Consider the following 25879-nt stretch of genomic DNA (forward strand, 5'->3'; position numbering starts at 1 on the left):
GGCTAAGCCGCTCTTTTGAATATTTTAGTGAATTCCAGGGTACTCAGTTCTAAGATTTAAAATGTTAGCTAATTGTTCTCTAACATTTGTAGAAATTTGATCAGTACCACCGAAGATTGTTCCTTCAGAAATATTGTTATCCTTTAAGAATTTAACTACTTCTTCAGAAACTTTATCTCTTTCAACTAAGATTATAGGAGCTTTAACTCTTGCGCCAAATGGAGCAGCTGCTAATGCATCAGCAAATGCAGTTCCGTTAGCGAAGAATACTCTTGTAACGTCTTCGAAGAAAGTACCAGCTATCTTCATAGAAGTAAGTTGTCTTGTAGCTCCGAAGAATCTTTCTACTGAATATCCATGTCCTAAGTTAGCAAGTTCGTTTTCAACTTTCTTAGAAACTGAATTTTCTCCACCTACGATAATAACTTTTTCAATGTCCCAATCCTTAAGAGCTTGGATTGTTTCTGGAGCAAGTTTATCACCATGAGTTAGAAGAATTGGAATTCCATAGTAAGCTGCAGGAACAGAAGCTGTTAAAGCATCTGCAAAGTTGTAAGCGTTAGCTAGGAATACAGTAGCTTTTGTATCATAACCTAGGTTGAATGCAGGTTTTTGGTTACCAGCTTGGATTAGACCTCTGAAAGCCTCTCCAACTTGTTGAGCTGTGCCAAATCTGTTATCGCCAGAAATTCTCTTAACAACAACTCCAAGAGCTCTGATTTCATCAGCAGTCTTGTTAGAAATTGTGTTAGGTCCACCAACGATAATAACTCTTTCAGCGTTATCAGCTATATATTTAGCTGTAACTTCTGGAAGTGTATCTTTAGTTACCATTAGAAGTGGAGCGTTGTATTCGTAAGCAACTACGCCAGCTGTTAAAGCGTCAGCGAAAGTACCAACTTCAGCAACAACTACATTCTTGTAACCGTCTTTCTTTTCAAGTCCGTTAGGGAATTGTTTGTCAGCTATAGCTACAGCTGTTTCAAATCTATCCTTACCAGCAACTCTGTTGTCCATACCGAAGAAATCAGCGTGGTTTTCGATTTCGATATCTAATACAGAACCATATTCAGATCTTGTAATAGTAAGATCAGTTCTAGGACTAGATGAACCATTTTCAGTTTCAAAGTAACCTTGAGTTGTGATAATGTTTGGATAAGGTGCTAGACCTTCGTGGTTACCAGTGTCTAATTGCTTAATCATATAAGGCATTGAAACTCCTCTATATGCATTTCCGCCATTAAGTTCTGGGTAGAAGAAAGTCTTAACATTTGAAATAGGAAGTCCCTTAAATTCAACTATACCATAATTGTCAGTTTCTTTAACTAGAAGTTCTTTTCCAAGTTTAAGTTCTTCGCCTATCATAGTGTTTCCATTTTCATATAGACCAACTTTAGCTCCTGTAACAGGTTGTCTAACTTGTGGAGTTCTTCCAGCGTTAAAGATTTTAACTCTGATAGTAGCATATAAATCAGCAAATGGAACAGTAACTACAACTTTATCTTCTCTAAGTTCGTAAACTTCCTTAGGGTCGATTGAAGGTTTCTTTTGAGCTTCGTTATATCTCTTAACATCTTTGATCTTCCAAAGATTTAGAGGATATACATTTCCATTATACTTATATCCAGATTCAGCAGCACGTGCTTCATCTTGGAATGTACCTTCAATAGCTTTAACACCTAATATTTCACCTGTTCTTAATTCATAAGTTTCATTAGGAGTACCATCTGTATTTCTTGAAAGAACAATTGAAACAACACCAGTTTGATTATTTACAAGAATATCATCTCTCTTAATTCCAGTATATCCATTCCAGTTAGTTGGTTCTGTAACATAGATTGGAGCATCTGGGTTTTTAAGAATTAAATTACCATCTTGGTCTTTCTTATAGTGGAAAGCATCAGTTTGGTCTAATACATAGATACCAAATTGAACTTTTCTAACAGGTTGGTTATTAGTTCCAATAGCTCTAATTAGGTATTGTCCTAATTCAACTGGAGTAAGTCTTACGCCAAATTCTAATGTGTTTGTTTGGTTACCCTTTTCATCTCTTTCGATAACCCATTCTTTAGCTCCGTCAACTAATTTAGTTTTAGTTTGAACGTGGAATAATTTTCTTACAGCATAACCTTCATCATTAAGTTCAGCTGGTGTTTCAAATATAAAGCCATTAGCTTTATATTCTACATAGTAGTCTTTACCTACTACTAAATTTCCAGTAAAGCAAAGTTTTCCGTCAGTTCCAATTTCTACATCTTTAACATCATAATCTTTGTCATTTCCATTCATGTGATAAATGTTAGCTTGTAGATTAGTGTAAAGAGCGTATTTGTCTTGAGCAGCATTTGGATCGCTGTAGAAGAATCTTACGCAGAATTTAGCTGGTTTAGTAACGTTAACTTGTTCTGATTCTTTTACTGGTTGGATGTTTTTGTTGTGACCTAGATCATCAAAAGCCCATCCTTGAACTCCCTTAGAAGTTCCATCAGAATTAAGTTCTTCAGATACTAATCCTGAATTAGCTAGAGAAATTCTCCAATATCTAGTTTGAGCATTATCTTTATCAAAAATAGATACAAAGATTTCATTATCAAATTCTACATATTGTTTTACATTTCCATCAGCATCTGGTTTAAGTTCTTTAGCATTTTGGTTGTTATCTGCATCAAAAACATCTTGGAAAGTAGTTCCATAGAATATTCTTGATTTTTCATGATTAACGCTAAAGTTGAACCATAATTTTCCATCAACCAATTTAAGGATTGGTGGGTTGTTAGCTGCGTTAGTGTTATCAGTATTAGTAGCTAATACTGGAACAGCAGCTGCAAAAACCATTACAAATGCAAGCATAAAAGCAAGCACTCTTCTTATGTTTTTGTTCATATTATATTCACTCCTCCGTAAATAATATTTTTCTAAAACTTCCGCCAGACTACCACATCGGCGTTTTCACGTGGGGCAATCCCCTTAAACGTGGATACTGAAAAATTCACCAAATATCCACTCCACATCGAAATCTACGAATGGGTGGACACATCCTTTAAGTAGCTTCGATGTGCTACGTAGTATGTGCGGACTTTCCAGTGTTTAGATTTTTCAATGTACGCTCGAAAAAACATAGACTAATAATTGCAGTTATTAAATGGCACTTTTGCCTCTATGTTTAGTCTTGGGTAGTTTTAGATAAATCAAGGTTTATCCTTGATACATTTATTATAAAGGGTAATTTGGAAAAATGCAAGTTTTAAAATTAAAAATGCCTTAAAAGATTTTCTAATTTCCTCAATTTTATATTTTTATTTAAACTATGAATACAAAAAATATTAATTTTTCTTTTTAAAAATTTTTTTCTTCTTCGTAAAACGTTGAAATATAGTATTTTTAGCTAGGGCGACTTTTCTCTTAGATTGTTTTATCTATTTATTATACTAAAAATATTAATAAATATTAAAAATTACTTTTTGTTAACATTTTGTAACTTTTAGGATTTTTTCCATTTTAAATGTCTATTTTTAGGCTTTATATCTCCCATTTCTTTTATGGTGTTTCTTTTTGCTTTATTTAAGTATATTTCATTTAGTCATTCTTACAGATTTAATATGCATTAAATTTATGGATTATTTTAAAATATTTTAATATTCATTATATCTAAAGTATAAAAAGTTTTTCTTTAAAATATATGTAAAATCGGCGAAAAAAATGGATGCTTCCCTTATAATTTGGTCTGCATCCAGCTATAAATTTTACTTTTTTCTAATACTAGCTTTTTCCCTCCTAGAAAAAAAGTAATTTAATTATTCTATTTTTGAGTTTATAAGACTCTAGTATATTCTTCTTTGGTCTTTTTTTTGATAGGCTTCTCTTATATATCTAGTCATAGATACATCTAAGTTTTTTGGATAGTTATAGCCAAGTCTTTCTGCTAGAGTAAGTCCAAATTTTCTAAAAAGAGCTAGGGCTTCTAAAAGTGCAACAAAGTAGGACTCTCTATCTACTGCCTGGTAAAGTCTTAGGTAGGCTTCTTTAAAATTTTCTTCTATATTTTCAAGTATAAATCTATTATTTTTCCCTAGATTGATTTTGTACTCTTTTTCTTCTGCTATAAGCCAGCCTAAAACTATATTTAGCGAGGAAATTATATGTTGGTAGACTTTATAAGATCCAACCATATCTCCTCTTATAAGATAGGGAACTATGTCAAGCGAGTAGTAGAAAAATTCCCTGCACTTATTTTCAAAAATATTTTTAGTCGGCCTATCTATTCTATAAGATATATCCGATGAGATTGGAAGTTCCTTTATTATATTGTCCTTATCCATCAAAAGATTTATTAGGGTGTTTTCTATTATAAGGCTACTTATTTTACTTATGGGGTAAAAACTTAAATCAATTCTCACACCGTCTATTAGTAGAAGTGTCCATACAAAAGATGCTCCACCAACTTCTTCTTTTTCTGGGCCTAAAAAATAAGTAAATATCCTCTCTCCAAATTTTTCTAAGAAATCCTCCCTATTTATAAATATTTCAGGGTCTTTTACGCAGTAGATTATATCGTAGTCTTGGTATATATCTCTTTTTACATTTGGATTTACTCTGGATCCTGTTTGAAAAACTGCCCTAATGTCTGGTTCTTCCTTGGCTGATGTAAGAACTATGTCCATTATCTGACTTGAGTCACGCAAATTATTACCTTTCTTTCTATTTTTTTATATTTCAAAAACCATTACCATCTCCAAATGATAGGTTCTAGTAAATTGGTCAAAAACAAAGATGTCTTTTATCTTGTAGCCGGCATCTTTTAGTTTTACTGCATCTTCCATAAGTTTTTTAGGGTTGCAGGAGATGTAGATTATTTTTGATGCCTTTTTATCTATAAGTTTTCCTATTGTCTTTGGACTTATTCCGCTTCTAGGTGGATCTAAGACTACTATTGAATTTTCTCCGTCAAGATTTTCTATATATTCATCTACATTTTGGCAAATAAATTCTACATTTTCTATTCCATTTAGTTTTTTGTTGAGATTAGCTGCCTCACATGCTTCTTCTATAAGCTCTACTCCAATAACTTCTTTTACATTCTTTGAAAGGATGATGGAGATTGTACCAGTTCCGCAGTATAGGTCGTAGACTTTTTTTTCTGTTTCACCAATTATATCTGAAACTTTTTTATATAATTTTTTTATAGAAAATACATTTGGCTGAAAGAATGAGAATGGAGAAATTCTAAAGTTTAATCCAAAAAGAGACTCTGTAATAAAGCTCTCTCCATATAAAATTTTTAAATCTCCCTTAACTACTGCGTCTTGCAAGGAATCTGTTACTGTCCAAACTACACTCTTTAAATCAGCTTTTAAGTCTAAAGATTTAAGCATATTTACAAATTCTTCTTCTAAAAGTTCGCCTTTTGATGATGTTACTAGGTGAACCATTATCTCTCCTGTAAAATGTGCTTTTCTAATTACAAGGTACTTTAAAAATCCTTCTTTTTTAATTTTATTGTAAAAAGGTGTATTTTTTTCTCTAAAGTATGATTCTACAGCCCCTCTTATTTTTCTAAAATCTATGTCTATAAGGTTGCAGCCTAGGGTTGGAGTTTTTTCGTGATACTTGCCTTTTTTATTAAGTCCAAGTACTAAATCTCCCCCTAAGCATGAGTCCCCAAATGAATATTCCATTTTGTTTCTATATTCAAAAGGAATAGGATTTGCTTCAAATTTAAAATCATCTTCTATTCCATATTCGTCTAAAAGTCCCCTAACCATATCGACTTTTATATCAATTTCATCTTCTATAAAAATTGTTTGGAAGAAACACCCGCTGCACTCATCGTAGTTATCGCAAAGCCTAATGCTGTCTTTATCTTCAGCTTCATCATCTATTTGACTTCCTCTAATTATTTCATAGGCATAATCTTCTTCCATAAATGACATAGCTAGAATGTCTGTAATCGTTCCTTCTCTATAGCCATCTTTTTTCTTTCCTAGATATCCACTTACTTTTTGACCAACTAAGCCACCTCTAAATACAACTTTTTCTCCTTCAAATGTTGACATAGATTTGTTGGGATATATGTTTTTTTCTAAATAAAATTCATGTAATTCTCTTTTTTTTCTTGTCATTATCTTTTTCTCCATAAATTTGATGTAAAAAGTACCAAAACTGGATATATTTCCAGTCTGCCTATTATCATTGCCATACTAAATACTAATTTAGAAAAGTTGGAATATGCTGCAAAGCTTCCGTCAGGTCCAACTATTCCAAGTCCTGGGCCTATGTTATTCATTGTTGCAGCAACTGCGGAAAAATTCGAAAGAAAGTCTCCTTCTTTAAAAGATACTAGAAAGAAAATTCCCGCAAATACAAATATATAAACTATTATATATGCTTTTATTCCAGAAAGTACACTTTTCTTGAGGGGACGGTTGTTTTCTCTAATGAAAATAACCTTGTCCGGATTCATTATTTTTATTACTTCACTCTTTGCTATTTTAAAAAGGGAATTTATTCTAGAGACCTTTATCCCCCCTGCCGTAGAACCTGACATTCCACCAATAAACATAAGGGCAAGCAAAACTACGTGACTAAACAGTGGCCACTTGTTAAAATTAACAGTTGCGTAGCCAGTTGTTGTAACTATAGAGGAGACCTGAAACAAGGTATCTCTAAAAAGTTTTTCCCCTGAATTGTATCCTCTAAATATATTTACCATAATTAATATTATAGCTCCTGTTACTACAAAAAAATATACCTTAAGCTCTTCATTGGAGAAAACCTCCTTAAACTTTTTAAGTAGTAGGTAGTAATAAAGGTTAAAGTTTATTCCGTAAAGAAGCATAGCTATTGCTAGAGTATATTCAATAGCAGGAGAATTAAAGTAAGCAACTGATGTTGCTTTGTTTGAAAATCCTCCAGTTCCAGCGGCTCCAAATGCATGAACCATCGCATCTATTGGACTCATACCCAAAAGAAGTAAGATAATTATTAGAACTAGGGTCATAATTATATAAATTTTATAAAGTATCATGGCTGTAATGCTTGCCTTTGAAACTAGCTTTCCAAATTGAGGGCCAGGCACTTCAGCTTTCATTACATTTACATCTCCCCTAACTCCCTTAGGTAGTACAGCTAGTGCAAAAACTAAGATTCCCATCCCACCTATAAAGTGGGTAAAACTTCTCCAAAATGTCATAGAAATTGGGAGCTTTTCTACATCTGTTAGGATTGAAGCACCGGTTGTCGTAAATCCAGAAGTTGTTTCGAAAAATGCATCTACTAGACTAGGTATGCTTTTCGATATAACAAAGGGAAGTGATCCAAAAAAAGATAGGACTATCCAGGATATAGAAACTATCCCCAGACCTTCTTTTACCCCAATAATCTGTCCTTTTGTGTTAATCCTAGTTAGTAAAAGTCCTAAAAGTGTTATAAACGCTCCAACTTTTAAAAAGGATAGGTAGATGTAAGTGGAATCTTTGTAAATTATCCCAATTATTAGGGGTAGGATCATTAATATGCCTTCAAGAATGAGTAGTTCGCCGATTGTTTTTAGTACAACTCTCTTGTTCATATTATATAAATAAGTCAGATATTCTAGTTACGTCTTCAAAGGATGTTATAATAACAACCCTATCTCCCATTTTTAGAACATCTTCTCCCGTTGGAAATATTATGTGGTTTTTTCTATAAATAAATGCAATTAAGGTGTTTTCTTTCATAGATAAATCTTTTAATTTTATATCTGTATAATCGGCTTTTTCTTTAATAACAAACTCAATCGCTTCTATTCTTCTATTTGAAAGTTTATATAAGTTCTCTATTGTTGAGTTTCCAGAATCCATCTTGGATCTTACAAACCTAATTATTTGGTTAGCTATAATTCCCTTTGGCACAACAGCTGTATCAAGTCCCTTATTTTCAATAAGTTTAATCATATTTATACGATTTACTTTTGCTATAGACTTATTTACTCCAAGGTATGATGAGTAAAGGGATAAAATAATATTTTCTTCATCTATACCAGTTAGTGACACTACACAGTCATAGGATGTTATGCCCTCTTCAATTAGGTAATTTTGATTTGTACCATCCTTATTTATAACTGTGGCTTCTGGATATTTTATAGCAATTTCTTCAGCGATACTTCTATCTATTTCTATAATCTTGACATCTTTTTTTTTCATTTAATAGTAGTTCTGTTAGGAAGAAACAAATTTTACTAGCTCCAATTAGCATGACTTTTTTTATCTTTTTTGTTTTGACATTTATGGAGTCGTAGAATTTATCCATATCTTTTTTAGATCCAGTTACATAAATGTTATCATTTGATCTAAGAATAGTATCTCCCTTTGGGATAATAACTTCCTCTCCTCTTTCTACTATACAAACTATCATATTGTATCCTAGGGTTTTTCTAAAACTTTTTAGGTCAATTCCATCTAAATAAGATCCATTTGGAATTTTAAACTCTACCATTTGAAGTTTTTTATTTGCAAAATGCTCTATGGATTTTGCTAGTGGATACTTGATTATTTCAAGAATTTGAACAGCAGCTTCTTCATCTGGATTTATAAGCTTTGTGATATTTAGAGAAGAGCTTAAAAATTTTGCACTTTTAGAATATTCAGGAGACCTAACTCTTGCTACAGTTGATTTTGCACCAAGTTTATTTGCAATCATTGAGCTAATTATATTTAGCTCATCAGACCCTGTTACAGATATAAAAATATCAGCATTTTTAGCTCCAGCTTCTTTTAAAACATCAACATTTACTGCATTTCCAAGGATTGATTGTATGTCATATTCGCTAGTTATATCTTCAATTATTTTTTCGCTATTTTCTATAAGAACTATATCGCAAGAATCTGAAAGTTCTCCTATTATTTGTCTGCCAACTTTTCCAGCTCCAACAACTATAATATTCACCAAATTGCCTCCTAATAAACTGCTATATACAGTATATAATAAGTTTTGTCTATTTTCAAGAATTAAAATATCAGCAAATTATATGTAAAACCTCTATTTTTGTAATTAAGATACCCTAGGAAAATATATTTTTTATGTACTTTTTTCTTTATTAAAAAATACTAATAAAAAAAGAGCCTTTTCAGGCTCTTTAATTTTATTTGTTTTATTATTCGATTATCTTAGAAACTACTCCAGCTCCTACTGTTCTTCCGCCTTCTCTTATTGCAAATCTTAGTCCTTCTTCGATTGCGATTGGGTGGATTAATTCGATTATGAATTTTGCGTTATCTCCTGGTACTACCATTTCTACGCCGTCTTCTAGTTCGATGTTTCCTGTTACGTCTGTTGTTCTGAAGTAGAATTGTGGTCTATAGCCTGAGAAGAATGGTGTGTGTCTTCCTCCTTCGTCTTTTGTTAGTACGTATACTTCTGCTTCAAATTTTGTGTGTGGCTTTATTGTTCCTGGTGCTGCTAGTACTTGACCTCTTTGGATTTCGTTTCTTTGTACTCCTCTTAGTAGTAGTCCGATGTTATCTCCTGCTTCGGCTTGGTCTAGTAGTTTCTTGAACATTTCTACTCCTGTTACTACTAGGTCTCTTGGCTTTTCTTGGATTCCTACTAGTTCTACTGTGTCACCTACTTTTACTGTTCCTCTTTCTACTCTTCCTGTTGCTACTGTTCCTCTTCCTGTGATTGAGAAGATGTCTTCTACTGGCATTAGGAATGGTTGGTCTGTTGCTCTTTCTGGTTGTGGAATGTATTCGTCTACTGCTTCCATTAGTTTTACGATTTTATCTCCCCATTCTCCGTCTGGATCTTCTAGGGCTTTTAGTGCTGATCCTACTACGATTGGTGTGTCGTCTCCTGGGAAGTCGTATTCGTTTAGTAGGTCTCTTACTTCCATTTCTACTAGTTCGATTAGTTCTGGATCGTCTACTTGGTCTTCTTTGTTTAGGAATACTACTATCTTTGGTACGCCTACTTGTCTTGCTAGTAGGATGTGTTCTCTTGTTTGTGGCATTGGTCCGTCTGCTGCACTTACGATTAGGATTGCTCCGTCCATTTGTGCTGCTCCTGTGATCATGTTCTTTACGTAGTCAGCATGGCCTGGACAGTCTACGTGTGCGTAGTGTCTTTTTGGTGTTTCATATTCTACGTGTGATGTTGAGATTGTGATTCCTCTTTCTCTTTCTTCTGGTGCTTTGTCTATGTGTGCGTAGTCTATGAATTCTCCTGAGCCGAATCTCTTGTTTAGTACTAGTGTGATTGCTGCTGTTGTTGTTGTCTTACCATGGTCTACGTGTCCTATTGTTCCTATGTTAACGTGTGGTTTTGTTCTTTCAAATTTTGCTTTAGCCATTATTTTCCTCCTAATTTATAATTTAAAATTATTCTGCATTTCTTTCGCCAAGTACCTTTTCTTGAATTGAAGCTGGTACTTTGTCATAGTGGTCAAATTGCATTGAATATGTTGCTCTACCTTGTGTGTTACTTCTAAGGTCTGTTGCATATCCAAACATTTCTGAAAGTGGAATGAATGCATCAAGTATATGAACTCCATTTTTAGGATTCATTCCTTTTATATTTCCTCTTCTTGATGAAACATCTCCCATTACATCTCCAAGATATTCATCTGGAGTTGTTATTTCTACAGAAACGTATGGTTCAAGTAAAACTGGATCTGCTTTTAGTACTGCATTTCTAAGTCCCATAGATCCTGCTATTTTAAATGCCATTTCACTTGAGTCAACTTCGTGGTATGATCCATCATATAATTCAACTTTAATGTCTAGGATTGGGAAGCCTCCAAGTGGTCCAGAGTTTACTGCTTCTTCTATACCAGCTTGTACTGATCCTATATATTCTTTAGGGATTGCTCCTCCAACGATTGAGTTGATAAATTCAAATCCCTTACCTGGTTCGTTAGGTGAAACTCTAAGTTTACAGTGTCCATATTGTCCACGTCCACCAGATTGTCTTACATATTTTCCTTCAGCTTCAGCATCTTTAGAAATAGACTCTCTATATGATACTTGTGGATTACCTACATTTGCTTCTACTTTAAATTCTCTTAGTAGTCTATCTACGATAATTTCTAGGTGAAGCTCACCCATACCGGCAATTATTGTTTGTCCAGTTTCTTCATTTGTGTAAGTCTTGAATGTTGGGTCTTCTTCTGCAAGTTTTCCAAGTGCAATACTCATCTTTTCTTGAGATGCTTTTGTCTTTGGTTCAATAGCTACAGAAATAACTGGTTCAGGGAATTCCATGTTTTCAAGAATAATTGGATGATCCATATCTGAAAGTGAATCTCCTGTTGTAGTATCTTTTAAACCAACAGTTCCAGCAATATCTCCAGTGTAAACTGTATCTATTTCTTCTCTCTTGTTAGCATGCATCATAAGAATTCTTCCAAGTCTTTCTCTCTTGTTCTTTGTTGTATTTAATACGTAAGAACCAGCATCAAGTTTACCTGAATAAACTCTAAAGTATGCAAGCTTTCCAACAAATGGGTCTGCAACTATTTTAAATGCTAATGCTGAGAATGGTTCATCATCATCGGCATGTCTAACTTCTGTTTCTTCGTCTGATCCTGGAAGGAATCCTTTGATTGGTGGTACATCAAGTGGAGAAGGCATATATTTTAGAATTGCATCAAGTAGTGGTTGAACTCCCTTGTTTTTGTATGCTGAACCGCATAGTACAGGGTTAATTTCATTAGCTATTGTTGCCTTTCTAATTGCTCTTTCGATTTCTTCAATTGTAAGTTCTTCACCTTCAAGGTATTTTTCCATAAGGCCTTCATCGAAATCAGCTATGTTTTCAATAAGGTTTGTTCTATATTCTTCTGCTAGGTCTTTTAATTCATCTGGAATTTCTTCTTCTGTAATATCTGTACCTAGGTCGTTGTTATATACAGTAGCCTTCATTGTAATAAGGTCTACTACTCCAATAAATTTATCTTCAGCTCCAATAGGAATTTCAATTGGAACTGCATTTGCTTTTAGTCTTTCTCTAATGGTTTTAATTGATTCAAAGTAGTCGGCTCCAGTAGCATCCATCTTATTTATAAAACAAATTCTAGGAACGCCGTATTTGTCAGCTTGTCTCCAAACTGTTTCTGATTGAGGTTCTACCCCACTCTTTGCATCAAATAATGCTACAGATCCATCAAGTACCCTAAGTGATCTTTCAACTTCAACTGTAAAGTCAACGTGACCTGGTGTATCTATAATATTGATTCTATGGTTTTTCCAGATACAAGTTGTAGCAGCAGAAGTAATTGTAATACCTCTTTCTTGCTCTTGTTGCATCCAGTCCATTTGAGCATTTCCATCATGAGTGTCGCCTATTTTGTGAATTTTACCTGTGTAGTATAAAATTCTTTCTGTAGTCGTAGTTTTACCTGCGTCTATATGAGCCATGATACCAATGTTTCTGGTATCTTTAAGTTGATATTTTCTTGGCACGCTCTAAACTCCCTTCCTTTAAAAATCTTAGAATCTATAATGTGCGAAAGCCTTATTAGCTTCTGCCATTCTGTGCATTTCTTCTCTTTTCTTAACAGCACCGCCTGTGTTGTTTGAAGCATCTAAGATTTCTTTTGTAAGTCTTTCTTCCATAGTTCTTTCGCCTCTTTTTCTAGCGAAACCTACAAGCCATCTTAATCCTAAAGTTTGTCTTCTTTCAGGTCTAACTTCAAGTGGTACTTGGTAGTTTGCTCCACCTATACGGCGAGCCTTAACTTCAAGTACAGGCATAATGTTATTTAGTGCTTTGTAGAATACTTCTATTGCATCTTCTCCAGTTTCTTCTTTAACTTTTTCTAGAGAATTGTAAACTATTCTTTGAGCTACCCCTTTTTTTCCGTCAAGCATTACGTTGTTGATAAGTTTTGTTATAACAACTTCGCCATATACTGGATCTGGTAGTACGTCTCTTTTTGGCACATGTCCTTTTCTTGGCACTTTTCTTCCCTCCTTACCATGATTTAGTATTATCTTCGGTACTCGGTTTCTTATCCCGATAAGTGCGCTTGATTATAATATATTTATTAAAAAACATATAAACCTAAGCGCTTATTAAATTATTTTGCGTTTTTCTTTGCACCATATTTTGATCTGGCTTGTTGACGACCATTTACTCCAGCAGTATCTAGGGCACCTCTTACAATGTGGTATCTTACCCCTGGAAGGTCCTTTACTCTTCCTCCCCTTATAAGAACAACACTATGTTCTTGTAGGTTGTGTCCAATTCCTGGAATGTAAGCTGTAACTTCCATTTGGTTTGTTAGTCTTACTCTGGCTACCTTTCTAAGAGCTGAGTTAGGCTTCTTAGGTGTAACTGTCTTAACAGATGTACAAACTCCTCTTTTTTGTGGAGAGTTGCTGTGTACATATTGTTTTTTAAGTGTATTGTAGTTATAGCCTAAAGCTGGTGATTTGGACTTGTAAGTTGATCTTTTTCTACCGCTTTTAACCAGTTGGTTTATAGTTGGCATTAGTTCACCTCCTGTTTTTTAATAAATATATTTTTTCACACAAAAAAATATGTGGGATTAAAAAATAATCCTTATACATTTTATCATTAAGGGTAACAAGTGTCAATCAATTTAAAGATTTTTTGACCTTTTTTACTCATTTTTTACAAAATGTAGATGAGGATTAAGTAATCTTTTTATCTCACACATCTATTATATCATATTTAGTTTTTAAAAGAAAGCTGAATTTTTTAAAATACCAGTTTTATATTAGATTAGATAATTTACTCTTTTTTAACATTTCTTAAAAAATTTTTTCCTAAGAATAGGCTAAAATGTCCATTATTAAATTTTATTTTTTCATAATATTATTTTTTTAATTTGAAATTTTATCCAATTAAAAAACCCTCTTTACAAAAAGTAAAAAGGGCTTTTAATAAAAATTGTTATGTCAAAAATTATTCAAGGTCAAGTTCTTCTTCGATTAAATCTTTTTCTGTCTTTTCTTCCAATTTCTTTAGTCTATCTTCTTCTTCTTTTTCCTTAGTCTCATAGTCTATATCAATTTGGTCGTAAAGTCTCATACCAGTTCCAGCAGGGATAAGTTTTCCTATAATTACATTTTCCTTTAAGCCTAAAAGATCATCTTTCTTTCCTTGAACTGAAGCTTCTGTTAAAACTCTAGTTGTTTCTTGGAAGGAAGCTGCTGATAGGAAGGAATCTGTTGCAAGAGATGCCTTGGTTATTCCAAGTAGATCTCTATGTCCATCTGCAGGAATTTTGCCCTCTGCTTCTAGTCTTTCATTTTCATCTTCAAAATCTCTAAAGTTTACTAGGGAACCTGGAAGGAAGTGCGAATCTCCCGGATCTTTAACCTTAACTTTTGAAAGCATTTGTTTAATAATTATTTCTATATGTTTATAGTCAATATCTACCCCTTGGAGTCTATAAACATTTAAAACTTCTCTCATGATATAGTCCTGAACTCCCTGAACTCCCTTAACTCTAAGGATGTCATGTGGATTAACTGAACCTTCTGTTAACATATCTCCAGCTTCAATCTTTTGGCCTTCTTTTACCTTAAATCTTGAGCCAAATGGAATTTGATAAACTGTTTCTTCTCCATCTTCTCCAGTTACAACTATATCCATTCTCTTTTTATTTTCTCTAAAGCTTACTATACCATCAACTTCTGTTATATATGCAAGTCCTTTTGGCTTTCTTGCTTCAAAAAGTTCTTCAACTCTAGGAAGACCTTGGGTAATTCCTGTTCCTGCTATACCACCTGAGTGGAATGTTCTCATTGTAAGCTGTGTACCAGGCTCACCTATTGATTGAGCTGCAATTATACCAACTGCTTCTCCAATATTTACCGGGTTTCCAGTTGCTAGATTTCTTCCGTAGCACTTAGCGCAAACGCCGTGCTTGCATTTACAAGTTAGAACGCTTCTAACCTTAACTTCTTTTATTCCCTTACTAACAATAAGATCAGCTTTTGCTTCATCGATCATTTCGTTTTTGTAGACGATAATTTCTCCAGTATCTAGGTTTAAAATATCTTCAAAAGCGTATCTACCGATGATTTGTGATTTTATAGAATCTAAAACTTCTCCATCTTCGGTTATATCTTTTGCTACTACATATTTTTTAGTGCCACAATCTTCTTCGGTTATTATAACGTCTTGGGATACATCAACAAGTCTTCTAGTTAAATATCCTGAGTCTGCTGTTCTAAGCGCAGTATCTGAAAGTCCCTTTCTAGAACCGTGAGTTGAGATAAAGAATTCTTGTACAGAAAGTCCTTCTCTAAAGTTTGCTTTGATTGGAACTTCGATAGTTCTACCTGCAGCAGATGACATAAGTCCACGCATACCTGCAAGCTGACGAATTTGTTTTTCTGAACCTCTGGCTCCAGAGTTTGCCATGATGGCGATATTGTTTTTAGGGTCAAGGTCTTTTAAAAGAGCTTCTGTAACTTCTTCAGTTGCATTTTCCCAAATATCTATAACTCTTTCATATCTTTCTTCTTCTAGTACAAGACCTCTTCTCATAAGTTTTTCGTATTTAGAAACTTCTTCATCTGCTTTTTTTAGTATTTCCTTTTTCTCTTCAGGAACCTGCACATCATTCATGGAGATTGAAAGAGCTCCTATTGTAGAGTATTTGTAGCCAATTGATTTGATATAGTCAAGTAGTCTTGCTGTTCTTATGTTTCCATGCTTTCTAAATGACTTATCTATAATATCTCCAAGTGCTTTTTTATCTACTAATTTATCTACTTCAAGTGAATAAGGGTCTTCATTTCTATCTACATATCCTAAATCTTGAGGAATACCCATATTAAATATAAATCTACCAACAGTAGAGTTAACAAGCTTTCCTCTAAGATCCTCTTCTCCATGATATACTTTTACAAAAACTTTTGAGTGAAGACTTACTTCTTTATTGTAATAGGCTTTTATCATCTCTTCAATGTCTTTGAAGATCATTCCTTCTCCCTTGCAGCCTTCGTCTTCACTTGTTAAATAATAAGCTCCAAGTACCATATCTTGAGATGGAGTTGTAATTGGCTTACCATCTTTTGGTGCTAGGATATTATTTGTTGACATCATAAGCATTCTGGCTTCAGCTTGAGCTTCAGTTGACAAAGGAAGGTGAACTGCCATTTGGTCTCCATCAAAGTCAGCATTATAAGCTGTACAAGCAAGTGGATGAAGCTTGATAGCCTTTCCTTCAACAAGTACTGGCTCAAAAGCTTGGATACCAAGTCTATGAAGGGTCGGTGCCCTATTTAAAAGTACAGGATGGTCTTTTATAACTTCAGCTAATACATCCCAAACCTTAGGACTGTTCTTTTCAACCATTTTCTTAGCTGATTTTATATTTGGAGCAACTTCCTTTTCCACAAGCTTATTCATAACAAATGGTTTGAAAAGTTCCATCGCCATCCTCTTAGGAAGTCCGCATTGGTGGAATTTAAGTTCAGGTCCAACAACAATTACAGATCTACCAGAATAGTCAACTCTCTTTCCAAGTAGGTTTTGTCTAAATCTACCAGTCTTACCCTTTAACATGTCAGATAGGGATTTAAGATTTCTATTCCCAGCTCCAGTTACAGCCTTTCCTCTTCTACCATTGTCTATAAGAGCATCAACTGCTTCTTGAAGCATTCTTTTTTCATTTCTAATAATAATATCTGGTGCACCAATATCTAAAAGTCTTTTAAGTCTATTGTTTCTATTTATAACTCTTCTATAAAGATCATTAAGGTCACTTGTTGCAAATCTTCCACCTTCAAGTTGAACCATTGGTCTTAAATCTGGAGGGATAACTGGAATGACATCTAATATCATCCACTCTGGTCTATTTCCAGATTTTATAAAGCCATCTACAACTTGAAGTCTTCTTGAGACCCTAACTCTTTTTTGACCAGTGGCATCAATCATTTCTTCTTCTAGAAACTTTTTTTGCTCCTCTAAGTCAATTTCTTGTAAAAGTCTTTTTATAGCTTCAGCGCCCATTCCAACTTCAAAAGTATCTCCATAGTCTTCAAGAGCTTGGTTATATTCGATTTCTGTTAAAAGTTGTTTCTTGTAAAGTTTATTTGGAGTCTTGTCCTCTGAAACCTCCTTGTATTTTTTTGAAGCTTCCCTGTAATTTTCTTCAGTAGGAGGCTCAAGTACAACGTATGAGGCAAAGTATAAAACTTTTTCAAGCTCCTTTGGAGTCATGTCTAATATAAGACCCATTCTAGAAGGGATTCCCTTAAAGTACCAAATATGTGAAACAGGTGTTGCAAGCTCAATATGACCCATACGTTCACGTCTAACTTTGGCTTTTGTTACTTCTACTCCACACTTTTCACAGACTACTCCCTTGTATCTGATTCTCTTATATTTTCCACAGTTACATTCCCAGTCCTTAGTTGGTCCGAAGATTTTTTCGCAAAATAGACCTTCTTTTTCTGGCTTTAATGTCCTATAATTAATAGTTTCGGGCTTTTTAACTTCTCCTTTAGAAAGAGCTCTTATTTTATCAGGTGAAGCAAGTCCAATTCTTATTGAATCAAAGGTATTTAATTCTAACAAGATCTTTCTCCTTTCAATTTGTAGAGTAAAAGTTAAATTTCAGTTTCAGTAAAATCATCAGAGTCTTCCTCGTCATATTCATCATCGTCATAATCACGAGAATCATCCTCATCATAATCATCAGAATCATAGTCTTTTTTATTGAAGTTTAAGAATTTTAAACCCTCATCATCTTCATCTTCATCAAAAACTTCTTCTTCTGTAAAGTCCTCATCTTCTTCACTATAAATAGACTTATTATTATCTAGTCCCCTATCCTTTATATATTGTTTTTTAGGCCTATTAACAGAATTTTCTTCGTCTATTTCATGAATTGATTTTACATCTTCTGAGGTTGTATCTTTTAATTTAATTTCATTTTCATCTTTATCTAAAAGCTTAATATCTAAGGCTAGAGATTGAAGTTCTTTGATAAGAACCTTAAATGATTCTGGAATACCTGGTTCTGGAATAGTTTCTCCCTTTATAATAGCTTCATAGGTTCTAACCCTACCTACTATATCGTCACTCTTTACAGTAAGCATTTCTTGGAGTGTATGACTGGCTCCGTAAGCTTCAAGAGCCCAAACTTCCATCTCACCAAATCTTTGTCCACCAAATTGAGCCTTACCTCCAAGTGGTTGTTGAGTTACAAGTGAGTATGGTCCAGTTGAACGAGCATGAATCTTTTCATCTACAAGGTGGTGAAGTTTAAGCATATACATAACCCCAACAGTAACCTTGTTGTCAAAATATTCTCCAGTTCTTCCATCTCTAAGGGCTATCTTTCCAGATTTATCATAGCCCGCCATTTCAAGTGCTTCTTCTATGTTTTTATCACTAGCCCCATCAAATACTGGTGTTGCAACCTTCCAGCCAAGCTTTCTAGCTGCAAGTCCAAGATGGACTTCAAGAACTTGTCCAAGATTCATACGAGATGGTACGCCAAGTGGATTTAAAACTATTTGAACTGGAGTTCCATCTGGTAAAAATGGCATATCTTCTACAGGAAGAAGTCTTGAAACAACCCCCTTGTTACCATGACGGCCGCACATTTTATCTCCAACATTTATCTTTCTCTTTGTTGCTACATAAACCCTAACAACTTTATTAACTCCTGGTTGAAGCTCATCTTTGTTTTCTCTTGTATAAACTTTAACATCTACAACTATACCAGTTTCTCCATGAGGAACTTTTAAAGAAGTATCTCTAACTTCTCTAGCTTTTTCGCCAAAAATAGCTCTAAGAAGTCTTTCTTCTGGTGATAGTTCAGTTTCTCCCTTTGGAGTAACCTTTCCTACTAATATGTCTCCAGATGTAACTTCAGCTCCAATCATTATAATTCCATCTTCATCTAGGTTCTTTCTTGCTTCTTCAGATACATTTGGAATATCTCTTGTTATTTCTTCAGGTCCAAGCTTAGTTTCTCTTGCCTCACTTTCATGTTCTTCTATGTGAACGGAGGTTAAAGTATCGTCAATTACTAACTTTTCATTTAAAAGCATGGCATCTTCGTAGTTATATCCTTCCCAAGTCATAAAAGCAATAAGGATATTTTTTCCAAGTGCGATTTCTCCCATATCTGTTGAAGGGCCGTCACAAATTATTTGACCAGCTTTAACCCTATCTCCCTGCCTAACAATTGGTCTTTGATTGATAGTAGTACCTTGGTTACTTCTCTTAAATTTTAATAATCTATATGTTTCTACTACATTGTCTGAATCTCTTTTAATTTTTACTGAATTTGCAGATACACTAACTACAGTTCCATCTGAATTTGCTACTACTGTAGATCCAGAGTCCTTTGCAGCCCTATGCTCAATACCAGTACCGATAATAGGTGCTTCAGATTTTAAAAGTGGAACCGCTTGTCTTTGCATGTTTGAACCCATTAGAGCACGAGTAGCATCATCATTTTCCAAAAATGGAATCATGGCAGTACCAACAGAAACTATTTGCTGAGGTGAAACGTCCATGAAATCTATCATATCTCTAGGGTAGATATCATTTTCACCATTTATACCACGTCCAGAAACTCTCTCATTTACAAATCTACCATTTTCATCAAGAGGTTCATTGGCTTGAGCGATTATATATCTATCTTCTTGGTCTGATGTTAAATATAAAAAGTCATCTGTTACAATTCCATTCTTTTTATCCACAATTCTATAAGGAGTTTCTATAAAGCCATATTTATTGATCCTAGCGTAGGTTGTCATAGAAGTAATTAGTCCTATGTTAGGTCCTTCAGGTGTTTCAATTGGACAAATCCTACCATAGTGTGAGTCGTGAACGTCTCTTACTTCAGCTCCTGCTCTTTCTCTAGAAAGTCCACCAGGTCCTAAAGCTGACATTCTTCTCTTGTGAGTAAGCTCTGCTAAAGGATTTGTTTGGTCCATGAATTGAGATAACTGAGATGAACCGAAAAATTCTTTCATAGCAGCCGTAACAGGTCTAATATTTATTAGAGCTTGAGGAGTTGCAAGATCTGGGTCTTGAGTTGACATCCTCTCTCTAACGACTCTTTCCATCCTAGATATACCAATTCTAAATTGATTTTGTAGAAGCTCACCGACATTTCTAACCCTTCTATTTCCTAAGTGGTCAATATCATCAGTTGATCCTACTCCGTATGAAAGATTAAATTCATAAGAAACAGTAGCCATAATATCTGATCTAGTTATATGTCTAGGAGATAATTCATTTTTTCTTCTTTTAATAGCTCTCTTTAATTCATCATCATTTTCATAAGACTCAGCTAAAATTTCTTTCATAACAGGGTAGTACACTTTTTCTGATAAACCTATATCGCTTAAATCAATCTTAATGTCAAAAGCGGCTAGGTCAACAAAGTGGTTACCAGTAACCCTGACTGTTTGTCCTTCATTTATAATATCAATTGTATTTATCCCTGCATTTTCTATTTTGATAGCATCTTCTTCTGATAGGATTTTGCCTTTTTCAAAAACAATTTCACCAGTTTCAGGGTTTATGGCATCTTGACCAAGTTCAAATCCAGTAATTCTTGCAGAAATTCCTAATTTTTTATTAAATTTATATCTTCCAACTTTTGCAAGATCATATCTCTTAGGATCAAAAAACAAGTTATGAATTAGAGGTTCAGCTGATTCGATAGCAGCTGGGTCCCCTGGCTTAAGCTTTTTGTAAATTTCAAGAAGTGCATCTTCTCTAGTTGGCTCTATATATATAGAATGATTAGTATCATCTTTAGCTCCACTATCTCTTTTTGGCTCTTTGTCAATTGACTCATTAAGCTCTTTTATATCTCCAAAAAGTTCAATCATTTCTTCTTTTGTATCACAAATAAGAGCCCTAATTAGTGTAGAGATCGGTAGTTTTCTAGTTCTATCAATTCTAGCATTGATAACTCCAGCCGCATCAGTTTCGTACTCAATCCAGGCCCCTCTATTAGGAATTACAGTTGATGAAAATAATTTATTTCCAGATTTATCAACTTCCATATTGTAATAAACCCCAGGGCTTCTAACAAGCTGACTTACAATTACTCTCTCAGCCCCATTAATAATAAAGGTACCATTGTGAGTCATCTTAGGAAAGTCACCCATAAAGACTTCTTGTTCCTTGAGTTCTCCGGTATCTTTATTTATAAGTCTAACTTTAACCTTCAAAGGTGATGAATAGTTTGCATCCCTTTCCTTAGCTTCCTGTTCAGTATATTTAGTTTCATCTTCCATCTTGTAATCAGCAAATTCTAATATTAAAGAACCTGCATAATCTTCTATAGGTGAAAGATCTTCAAGTACCTCCTTAAGTCCTTCTTCTAAAAACCATTTATAGCCTTCCTTTTGAACGGCTATTAGGTCTGGAAGTTCTAAAACTTGGGGAATTCTTGAAAAACTTACTCTCTCAGTGTATCCAAATAGTTCCTTGTGCGCCATTAAATTAAACACCCCTTCAGATTTAATAGTTAGATATTTATATGTATTTATACAAATATCGATAGTATCCCATCATCTTTTATAGCAGTATTAAATATTATCATATTTATATAAGCCTTGTCAAGCTTTTTTATGAAAAATCTTTTTAAAATTCTGATTAATATTTAATTCTAAAAAATTATTTTATGTATTAAAAAATTTTATAATTTAAATATATTTAAAATAAATATTTTTTCTATTACTATTTAAAAAAGTGTTATTTTAAATTATTTTTGAGAATAAAAAAAGCACCTCTAATCAAGGTGCTTGTCTTGTTCTAAATTAAGCTAATTCTACAGTAGCTCCTACTGCTTCTAATTTTTGTTTAATTTCTTCAGCTTCTTTTTTAGCTACGCCTTCTTTAATTGTCTTAGGAGCACCGTCAACTAGAGCCTTAGCGTCTTTAAGTCCAAGACCAGTTATAGTCTTAACTTCCTTAACAACTTGGATCTTTTCAGCTCCAACTTCTTTAAGAACTACGTCAAATTCAGATTTTTCTTCAGCTGCTGGTGCTGCTCCTGCTGCTGCAGGTGCTGCTGCTACTGCTGCTACTGGAGCTTGAGCTGATACTCCAAATTCTTCTTCTAGTGCTGAAACTAGGTCTGATAATTCTAATACTGTTAATTCTTTTACTTCTTCAATTAATTTTGTAACTTTTTCTGATGCCATTTATAAATCTCTCCTTTTAATTTAAAAATTTTTTATTAAGCTGCGCCTTCAGCTTCTTTTTTTCTTTAACTGCATTTAATGCATATACTATCTTAGATAGTGTTTGGTTTAATACGCTAGCAAATCCTGAAATTGGAGCATTTAATCCTCCAAGAACTTGAGCAATTAGGACTTCTCTAGAAGGAAGTTCTGCTAATTGTTTAATCTTTTCAATTTCAATTATTTTTCCGTCAAGAATTGCTGCTTTGATAACTAATTTGTCATTTTCTTTTGCAAAATTATGAGTAATTTTTGCTACTTCTACTGGATCATCAAAGCCAAAAGCAACAGCGTTTGGTCCTTTTAAATGTTCAGTAAAATCTTCATGTCCTGTTTCTTTGAATGCAAGATTCATCATAGTATTTTTGTAAACCTTGTATCCAACATTCTTTTCTCTGTATTTTTTTCTAAGATCAGTTAATTGTTCAACTGTTAGTCCTCTATACTCTACAAGAATGATGGCTTCAGATTTATTAATATTTTCAACTATTTCAGAAACAATTTCTTTTTTCGCATTTAAAACATTCTCTTTCATAATTCACCTCCCAAGTGGCTACTTATATAGGTATTAAAAAGGGTCTTTTCAAAGCATGAAAAGACCCGGTAAATTCTTTTATAATTTCACCTCTGTAGGATTATTAAGGATATTCCCCCTACGGTCTTCGGTAGCCTTATTTTTACTAATATATAATAAACTATATTTTATATAAAGTCAAGTATTTTATGAAAGATTAGTTACTATCTTTATCCCTAGCTTGAGCTGCTTCCATAAGTTTAGCTCCATTAATCTTAATTCCAGGGCCCATTGTTGAAGCAATTGTAACATTTCTAAGGTATTTACCTTTTGCAGCTGCTGGTTTAGCTTTTATTATTGCTCTAAGAATAGTAATTAAGTTGTCATATAATTTTTCTTCTCCAAATGATACCTTTCCAACAGGAACGTGAATTATATTTCCCTTATCTAGTCTATATTCAACTTTACCAGCCTTAGTATCAGCTACAGCATCTTTAATATCAAAAGTAACTGTTCCACTCTTAGGGTTAGGCATAAGTCCCTTTGGTCCAAGAACCTTACCAATTCTACCTACAACTCCCATCATGTCAGGAGTAGCTATTGCTACATCAAAATCAAACCAATTTTCTTTTTGGATTTTTTTCTGCGTATTCTTCTGCTCCTACATAATCTGCTCCAGCTTCTTCAGCTTCCTTAGCTTTTTCTCCCTTAGCAAATACTAAAACTCTAACATTTCTACCAGTTCCATGAGGAAGAACAACTGCTCCTCTAACTTGTTGGTCTGCATGTCTTGAGTCAACTCCAAGTCTTACATGAAGTTCAACTGTTTCATCAAATTTAGCCTTTGCTGTTTTTTCTACAAGTGAGATAGCATCCTTTAATTCATATAATTCACTTCTATCAACAAGAGCTGCTACCTCTTTATATCTTTTTCCTATTTTTGCCATTTAATCCTCCTTGTGGTATTAGCGGAAATCCTCCCACTTTTAATTATTCTTCTACTGTTACTCCCATACTTCTTGCAGTACCTTTAATCATTTCCATAGCTGCTTCTATAGATGCTGCATTTAAATCTTCCATTTTCTTTTCAGCAATCTCTTTAACTTGCGCTTTTGTAAGTTGAGCAACCTTGTTTTTATTAGGAACTCCAGATCCCTTTTCAATTCCTAGAGCTTTTTTAATTAGCACTGGAGCAGGTGGAGTCTTTGTAATAAATGAGAATGATCTGTCTTGATAAACAGTTAGAACAACTGGAATTATAAATCCGTCTTGATCTTGTGTTTTTGCGTTAAATTCTTTTGTGAATTGCATAATATTTACACCATGAGGTCCTAGTGCAGTACCTACTGGTGGTGCAGGAGTTGCCTTTCCTGCAGGAATTTGTAATTTTACTATTGCTTGTACTTTTTTAGCCATTTCTTCCTCCTAAAAAGTTCGTGGTATGGCGGGGCACCCCTTCCACTCATATCTATTAAAAATTTAATTAATTTTCAAATTTAAATGATTTCAATATCTTTGAAATCAAGCTCAACTAATGTATCTCTTCCAAAAACTGATAAATAAGCTTTAAGCTTGTTTTGATCTTTCTGAACAGAATCAACTAGACCAGTAAAATTTTTAAATGGTCCTTCAGTAACTTTAATTTTGTCACCTACATTTATATCTACATTAGATGAATATTCTTTCACCCCATAGGAGTTAAACTCCCTTTCAGTTAATGCAACCGGTTTTGATCCCGGTCCAACGAAACCTGTTACCCCTCTAGTATTTCTTACTAAATACCATGAAACATCTGTTACAATCATTTTAATAAGAACATAAGAAGGAAATCTCTTTCTTTCTTTTCTAACACTTACACCATTTTTAACTTCGGTGTATTCTTCCATAGGAATAGCTACCTCAAAAATATCGTCCTTGTAGCCCCTATTTTCTACCATCTTTTCAATATTAGTCTTTACTTTGTTTTCGTGTCCTGAGTATGTGTGAACTACATACCATTTTGCATCTTTTTCTCTTTCTTTGTATCTTTCTAGATTGCTTTCATTAGACTCTTGCATTTACTACTCCTAGCGGATTAATAAATTTAAAAGCTTTGTAAAAACAAAATCTAAAAGATATACAAATAAAGATACTGCGATAGAAACAACTATAACAACAAGTGTATAGTTAACTGTTTCTTTTTTAGTTGGCCAAACAACCTTTTTAAATTCAGAAACAACTCCACTTAAAAAACCTTTAGTTTTTATAGAGCTGGTCTTGGTGTTTTTTGTTTCTACTGGATTTGCCAATTAAACCCCTCCTTATTTGTTTCTACCTTGTTTCCTTGTGATTAGTGTGCTTTTTGCAGAACTTACAATATTTTTGAAGTTCAATTCTGCCAGTTGTCGTTTTTTTGTTCTTAGTAGTAGTATAATTTCTATTCTTGCACTCTTCGCAAGCTAGTGTAACCCTATCTCTCATGTAACTATCCCTCCCCATCTAAGATTCATTAGAGATACCTCTAATTACATCTATATAAAATATCATAAGCAAGGATACTTGTCAAGAGAAAATTTTTAAACTAAAATTTTAAAATAAGAGTTTACTTGTAAATAGCCCTGCGATTTTTAAGAAAAATATAATTATTACACCAAAAAATATAATTTAATTTTTAAAAATCCTTTTTTTATTATACTAAATATTTGATAATATAAAAAGTCTAATAAAGTAAATATATTATAAATGATAATAAAAAAAATAAATTAGTGCTAGTAGTATGAAACTAACACCAATTTATTTTATGAAAAATTCAATTTAAAAGACTTACTTACTAGTCCTTACTTAATAATATATGTATCTTAGAATTTTTTTGTTTCTAATGATATTTTTAATGCATCATCTATCTTTCTCATAGTATCTTCATCAAACTTTCCAATTTTTTCTCTTAATCTTTTTTTGTCAATAGTCCTTATCTGCTCCAGAAGAACTACTGAGTTTTTTGGAAGTCCGAAGCCCTGCTCAACTTCAACATGGGTAGGAAGCTTAGTTTTGTTAATCTGAGATGTAATAGCAGAAATAATAATAGTGGGTGAGTATTTATTTCCAACATCATTTTGAATAACTACAACAGGTCTTGTACCGCCTTGCTCGGAGCCAATAACTGGAGATAGATCTGCATAGTATAAATCTCCTCTTTTTACCTTCATAT

General features: G+C 33.6%; 19 protein-coding genes, 1 pseudogene and 1 other annotated feature. All 20 genes and pseudogenes read right to left on the reverse strand.

What is annotated here, in order from left to right; translation table 11 throughout:
* Positions 1 to 24: 24 nt before the first annotated feature.
* Entirely contained in the window at positions 25 to 2883 is a 2859-nt protein-coding gene (locus tag VLK81_RS08390; protein WP_324620163.1) for a cell wall-binding repeat-containing protein, read from the reverse strand.
* Positions 2884 to 3821: 938 nt separating this feature from the next.
* Positions 3822 to 4682: an aminoglycoside 6-adenylyltransferase gene (locus VLK81_RS08395; RefSeq protein WP_324620165.1), complete on the reverse strand. Its 861-nt coding sequence runs from the start codon at positions 4680 to 4682 to the stop codon at positions 3822 to 3824.
* A 24-nt stretch (positions 4683 to 4706) separates the two neighbouring features.
* Entirely contained in the window at positions 4707 to 6119 is a 1413-nt protein-coding gene (gene rlmD / locus VLK81_RS08400) for a 23S rRNA (uracil(1939)-C(5))-methyltransferase RlmD (protein ID WP_324620167.1), read from the reverse strand.
* Positions 6119 to 7567: a TrkH family potassium uptake protein gene (locus VLK81_RS08405; protein ID WP_324620169.1), complete on the reverse strand. Its 1449-nt coding sequence runs from the start codon at positions 7565 to 7567 to the stop codon at positions 6119 to 6121. Before VLK81_RS08405 ends, rlmD begins: the two co-directional genes overlap by 1 nt.
* Position 7568: 1 nt before the next feature.
* Positions 7569 to 8180: an NAD-binding protein gene (locus VLK81_RS08410; protein ID WP_324620170.1), complete on the reverse strand. Its 612-nt coding sequence runs from the start codon at positions 8178 to 8180 to the stop codon at positions 7569 to 7571.
* Positions 8143 to 8922: an NAD-binding protein gene (locus VLK81_RS08415; RefSeq protein ID WP_324620172.1), complete on the reverse strand. Its 780-nt coding sequence runs from the start codon at positions 8920 to 8922 to the stop codon at positions 8143 to 8145. The genes VLK81_RS08410 and VLK81_RS08415 overlap by 38 nt, the downstream gene beginning before the upstream one ends.
* A 208-nt stretch (positions 8923 to 9130) precedes the next feature.
* Entirely contained in the window at positions 9131 to 10324 is a 1194-nt protein-coding gene (gene tuf, locus VLK81_RS08420; protein ID WP_324620173.1) for an elongation factor Tu, read from the reverse strand.
* A 28-nt stretch (positions 10325 to 10352) separates the two neighbouring features.
* Positions 10353 to 12434: an elongation factor G gene (fusA, locus tag VLK81_RS08425; protein WP_324620174.1), complete on the reverse strand. Its 2082-nt coding sequence runs from the start codon at positions 12432 to 12434 to the stop codon at positions 10353 to 10355.
* Between the two features lie 27 nt (positions 12435 to 12461).
* Entirely contained in the window at positions 12462 to 12932 is a 471-nt protein-coding gene (rpsG, locus tag VLK81_RS08430; protein WP_324620175.1) for a 30S ribosomal protein S7, read from the reverse strand.
* Between the two features lie 119 nt (positions 12933 to 13051).
* Complete coding sequence (gene rpsL, locus VLK81_RS08435) at positions 13052 to 13465, reverse strand: 30S ribosomal protein S12 (RefSeq protein WP_324620177.1); 414 nt, start codon at positions 13463 to 13465, stop codon at positions 13052 to 13054.
* 437 nt (positions 13466 to 13902) lie between these two features.
* On the reverse strand, positions 13903 to 17532 hold the full coding sequence (gene rpoC, locus VLK81_RS08440) for a DNA-directed RNA polymerase subunit beta' (protein ID WP_324620178.1): 3630 nt from the start codon (positions 17530 to 17532) through the stop codon (positions 13903 to 13905).
* A gap of 32 nt (positions 17533 to 17564) precedes the next feature.
* Positions 17565 to 21431, reverse strand: coding sequence for a DNA-directed RNA polymerase subunit beta (gene rpoB, locus VLK81_RS08445; RefSeq protein ID WP_324620179.1), 3867 nt, complete (start codon positions 21429 to 21431; stop codon positions 17565 to 17567).
* A gap of 321 nt (positions 21432 to 21752) precedes the next feature.
* The gene (gene rplL, locus VLK81_RS08450; RefSeq protein WP_324620180.1) at positions 21753 to 22139 is read right to left on the reverse strand and encodes a 50S ribosomal protein L7/L12; all 387 of its coding nucleotides are present in this window, start codon (positions 22137 to 22139) and stop codon (positions 21753 to 21755) included.
* Positions 22140 to 22155: 16 nt separating this feature from the next.
* On the reverse strand, positions 22156 to 22713 hold the full coding sequence (rplJ, locus tag VLK81_RS08455; protein WP_324620181.1) for a 50S ribosomal protein L10: 558 nt from the start codon (positions 22711 to 22713) through the stop codon (positions 22156 to 22158).
* A gap of 26 nt (positions 22714 to 22739) precedes the next feature.
* Positions 22740 to 22862, reverse strand: a sequence feature (ribosomal protein L10 leader region).
* A 47-nt stretch (positions 22863 to 22909) separates the two neighbouring features.
* A pseudogene (gene rplA, locus VLK81_RS08460) lies at positions 22910 to 23639 on the reverse strand (50S ribosomal protein L1).
* Between the two features lie 43 nt (positions 23640 to 23682).
* Positions 23683 to 24108, reverse strand: coding sequence for a 50S ribosomal protein L11 (gene rplK, locus VLK81_RS08465; protein ID WP_324620182.1), 426 nt, complete (start codon positions 24106 to 24108; stop codon positions 23683 to 23685).
* Positions 24109 to 24188: 80 nt separating this feature from the next.
* A complete protein-coding gene (nusG, locus tag VLK81_RS08470; RefSeq protein ID WP_324620183.1) occupies positions 24189 to 24749 on the reverse strand; it encodes a transcription termination/antitermination protein NusG in 561 nt (186 codons plus the stop codon).
* 9 nt (positions 24750 to 24758) lie between these two features.
* Positions 24759 to 24980 (reverse strand): preprotein translocase subunit SecE, encoded by a 222-nt coding sequence (gene secE, locus VLK81_RS08475; protein WP_324620184.1) that lies wholly within the window; start codon positions 24978 to 24980, stop codon positions 24759 to 24761.
* 22 nt (positions 24981 to 25002) lie between these two features.
* Complete coding sequence (gene rpmG / locus VLK81_RS08480; RefSeq protein WP_324620185.1) at positions 25003 to 25152, reverse strand: 50S ribosomal protein L33; 150 nt, start codon at positions 25150 to 25152, stop codon at positions 25003 to 25005.
* Between the two features lie 377 nt (positions 25153 to 25529).
* Positions 25530 to 25877 (reverse strand): type II toxin-antitoxin system PemK/MazF family toxin, encoded by a 348-nt coding sequence (locus VLK81_RS08485; protein WP_324620186.1) that lies wholly within the window; start codon positions 25875 to 25877, stop codon positions 25530 to 25532.
* Positions 25878 to 25879 lie beyond the last annotated feature (2 nt).

Origin of the sequence: Citroniella saccharovorans, assembly GCF_035481615.1 — a bacterium.
Classification (GTDB): Bacteria; Bacillota; Clostridia; order Tissierellales; family Peptoniphilaceae; genus Citroniella; species Citroniella saccharovorans.

Coding starts and splice junctions, on each gene's coding strand:
- VLK81_RS08390 (WP_324620163.1), bottom strand. CDS start 2,883: ATGAACAAAAACATAAGAAGAGTGCTTGCTTTTATGCTTGCATTTGTA.
- rlmD (WP_324620167.1), bottom strand. CDS start 6,119: ATGACAAGAAAAAAAAGAGAATTACATGAATTTTATTTAGAAAAAAAC.
- VLK81_RS08405 (WP_324620169.1), bottom strand. CDS start 7,567: ATGAACAAGAGAGTTGTACTAAAAACAATCGGCGAACTACTCATTCTT.
- VLK81_RS08410 (WP_324620170.1), bottom strand. CDS start 8,180: ATGAAAAAAAAAGATGTCAAGATTATAGAAATAGATAGAAGTATCGCT.
- tuf (WP_324620173.1), bottom strand. CDS start 10,324: ATGGCTAAAGCAAAATTTGAAAGAACAAAACCACACGTTAACATAGGA.
- rpsL (WP_324620177.1), bottom strand. CDS start 13,465: ATGCCAACTATAAACCAACTGGTTAAAAGCGGTAGAAAAAGATCAACT.
- rpoB (WP_324620179.1), bottom strand. CDS start 21,431: ATGGCGCACAAGGAACTATTTGGATACACTGAGAGAGTAAGTTTTTCA.
- rplL (WP_324620180.1), bottom strand. CDS start 22,139: ATGGCATCAGAAAAAGTTACAAAATTAATTGAAGAAGTAAAAGAATTA.
- rplJ (WP_324620181.1), bottom strand. CDS start 22,713: ATGAAAGAGAATGTTTTAAATGCGAAAAAAGAAATTGTTTCTGAAATA.
- rplK (WP_324620182.1), bottom strand. CDS start 24,108: ATGGCTAAAAAAGTACAAGCAATAGTAAAATTACAAATTCCTGCAGGA.
- nusG (WP_324620183.1), bottom strand. CDS start 24,749: ATGCAAGAGTCTAATGAAAGCAATCTAGAAAGATACAAAGAAAGAGAA.
- rpmG (WP_324620185.1), bottom strand. CDS start 25,152: ATGAGAGATAGGGTTACACTAGCTTGCGAAGAGTGCAAGAATAGAAAT.
- VLK81_RS08485 (WP_324620186.1), bottom strand. CDS start 25,877: ATGAAGGTAAAAAGAGGAGATTTATACTATGCAGATCTATCTCCAGTT.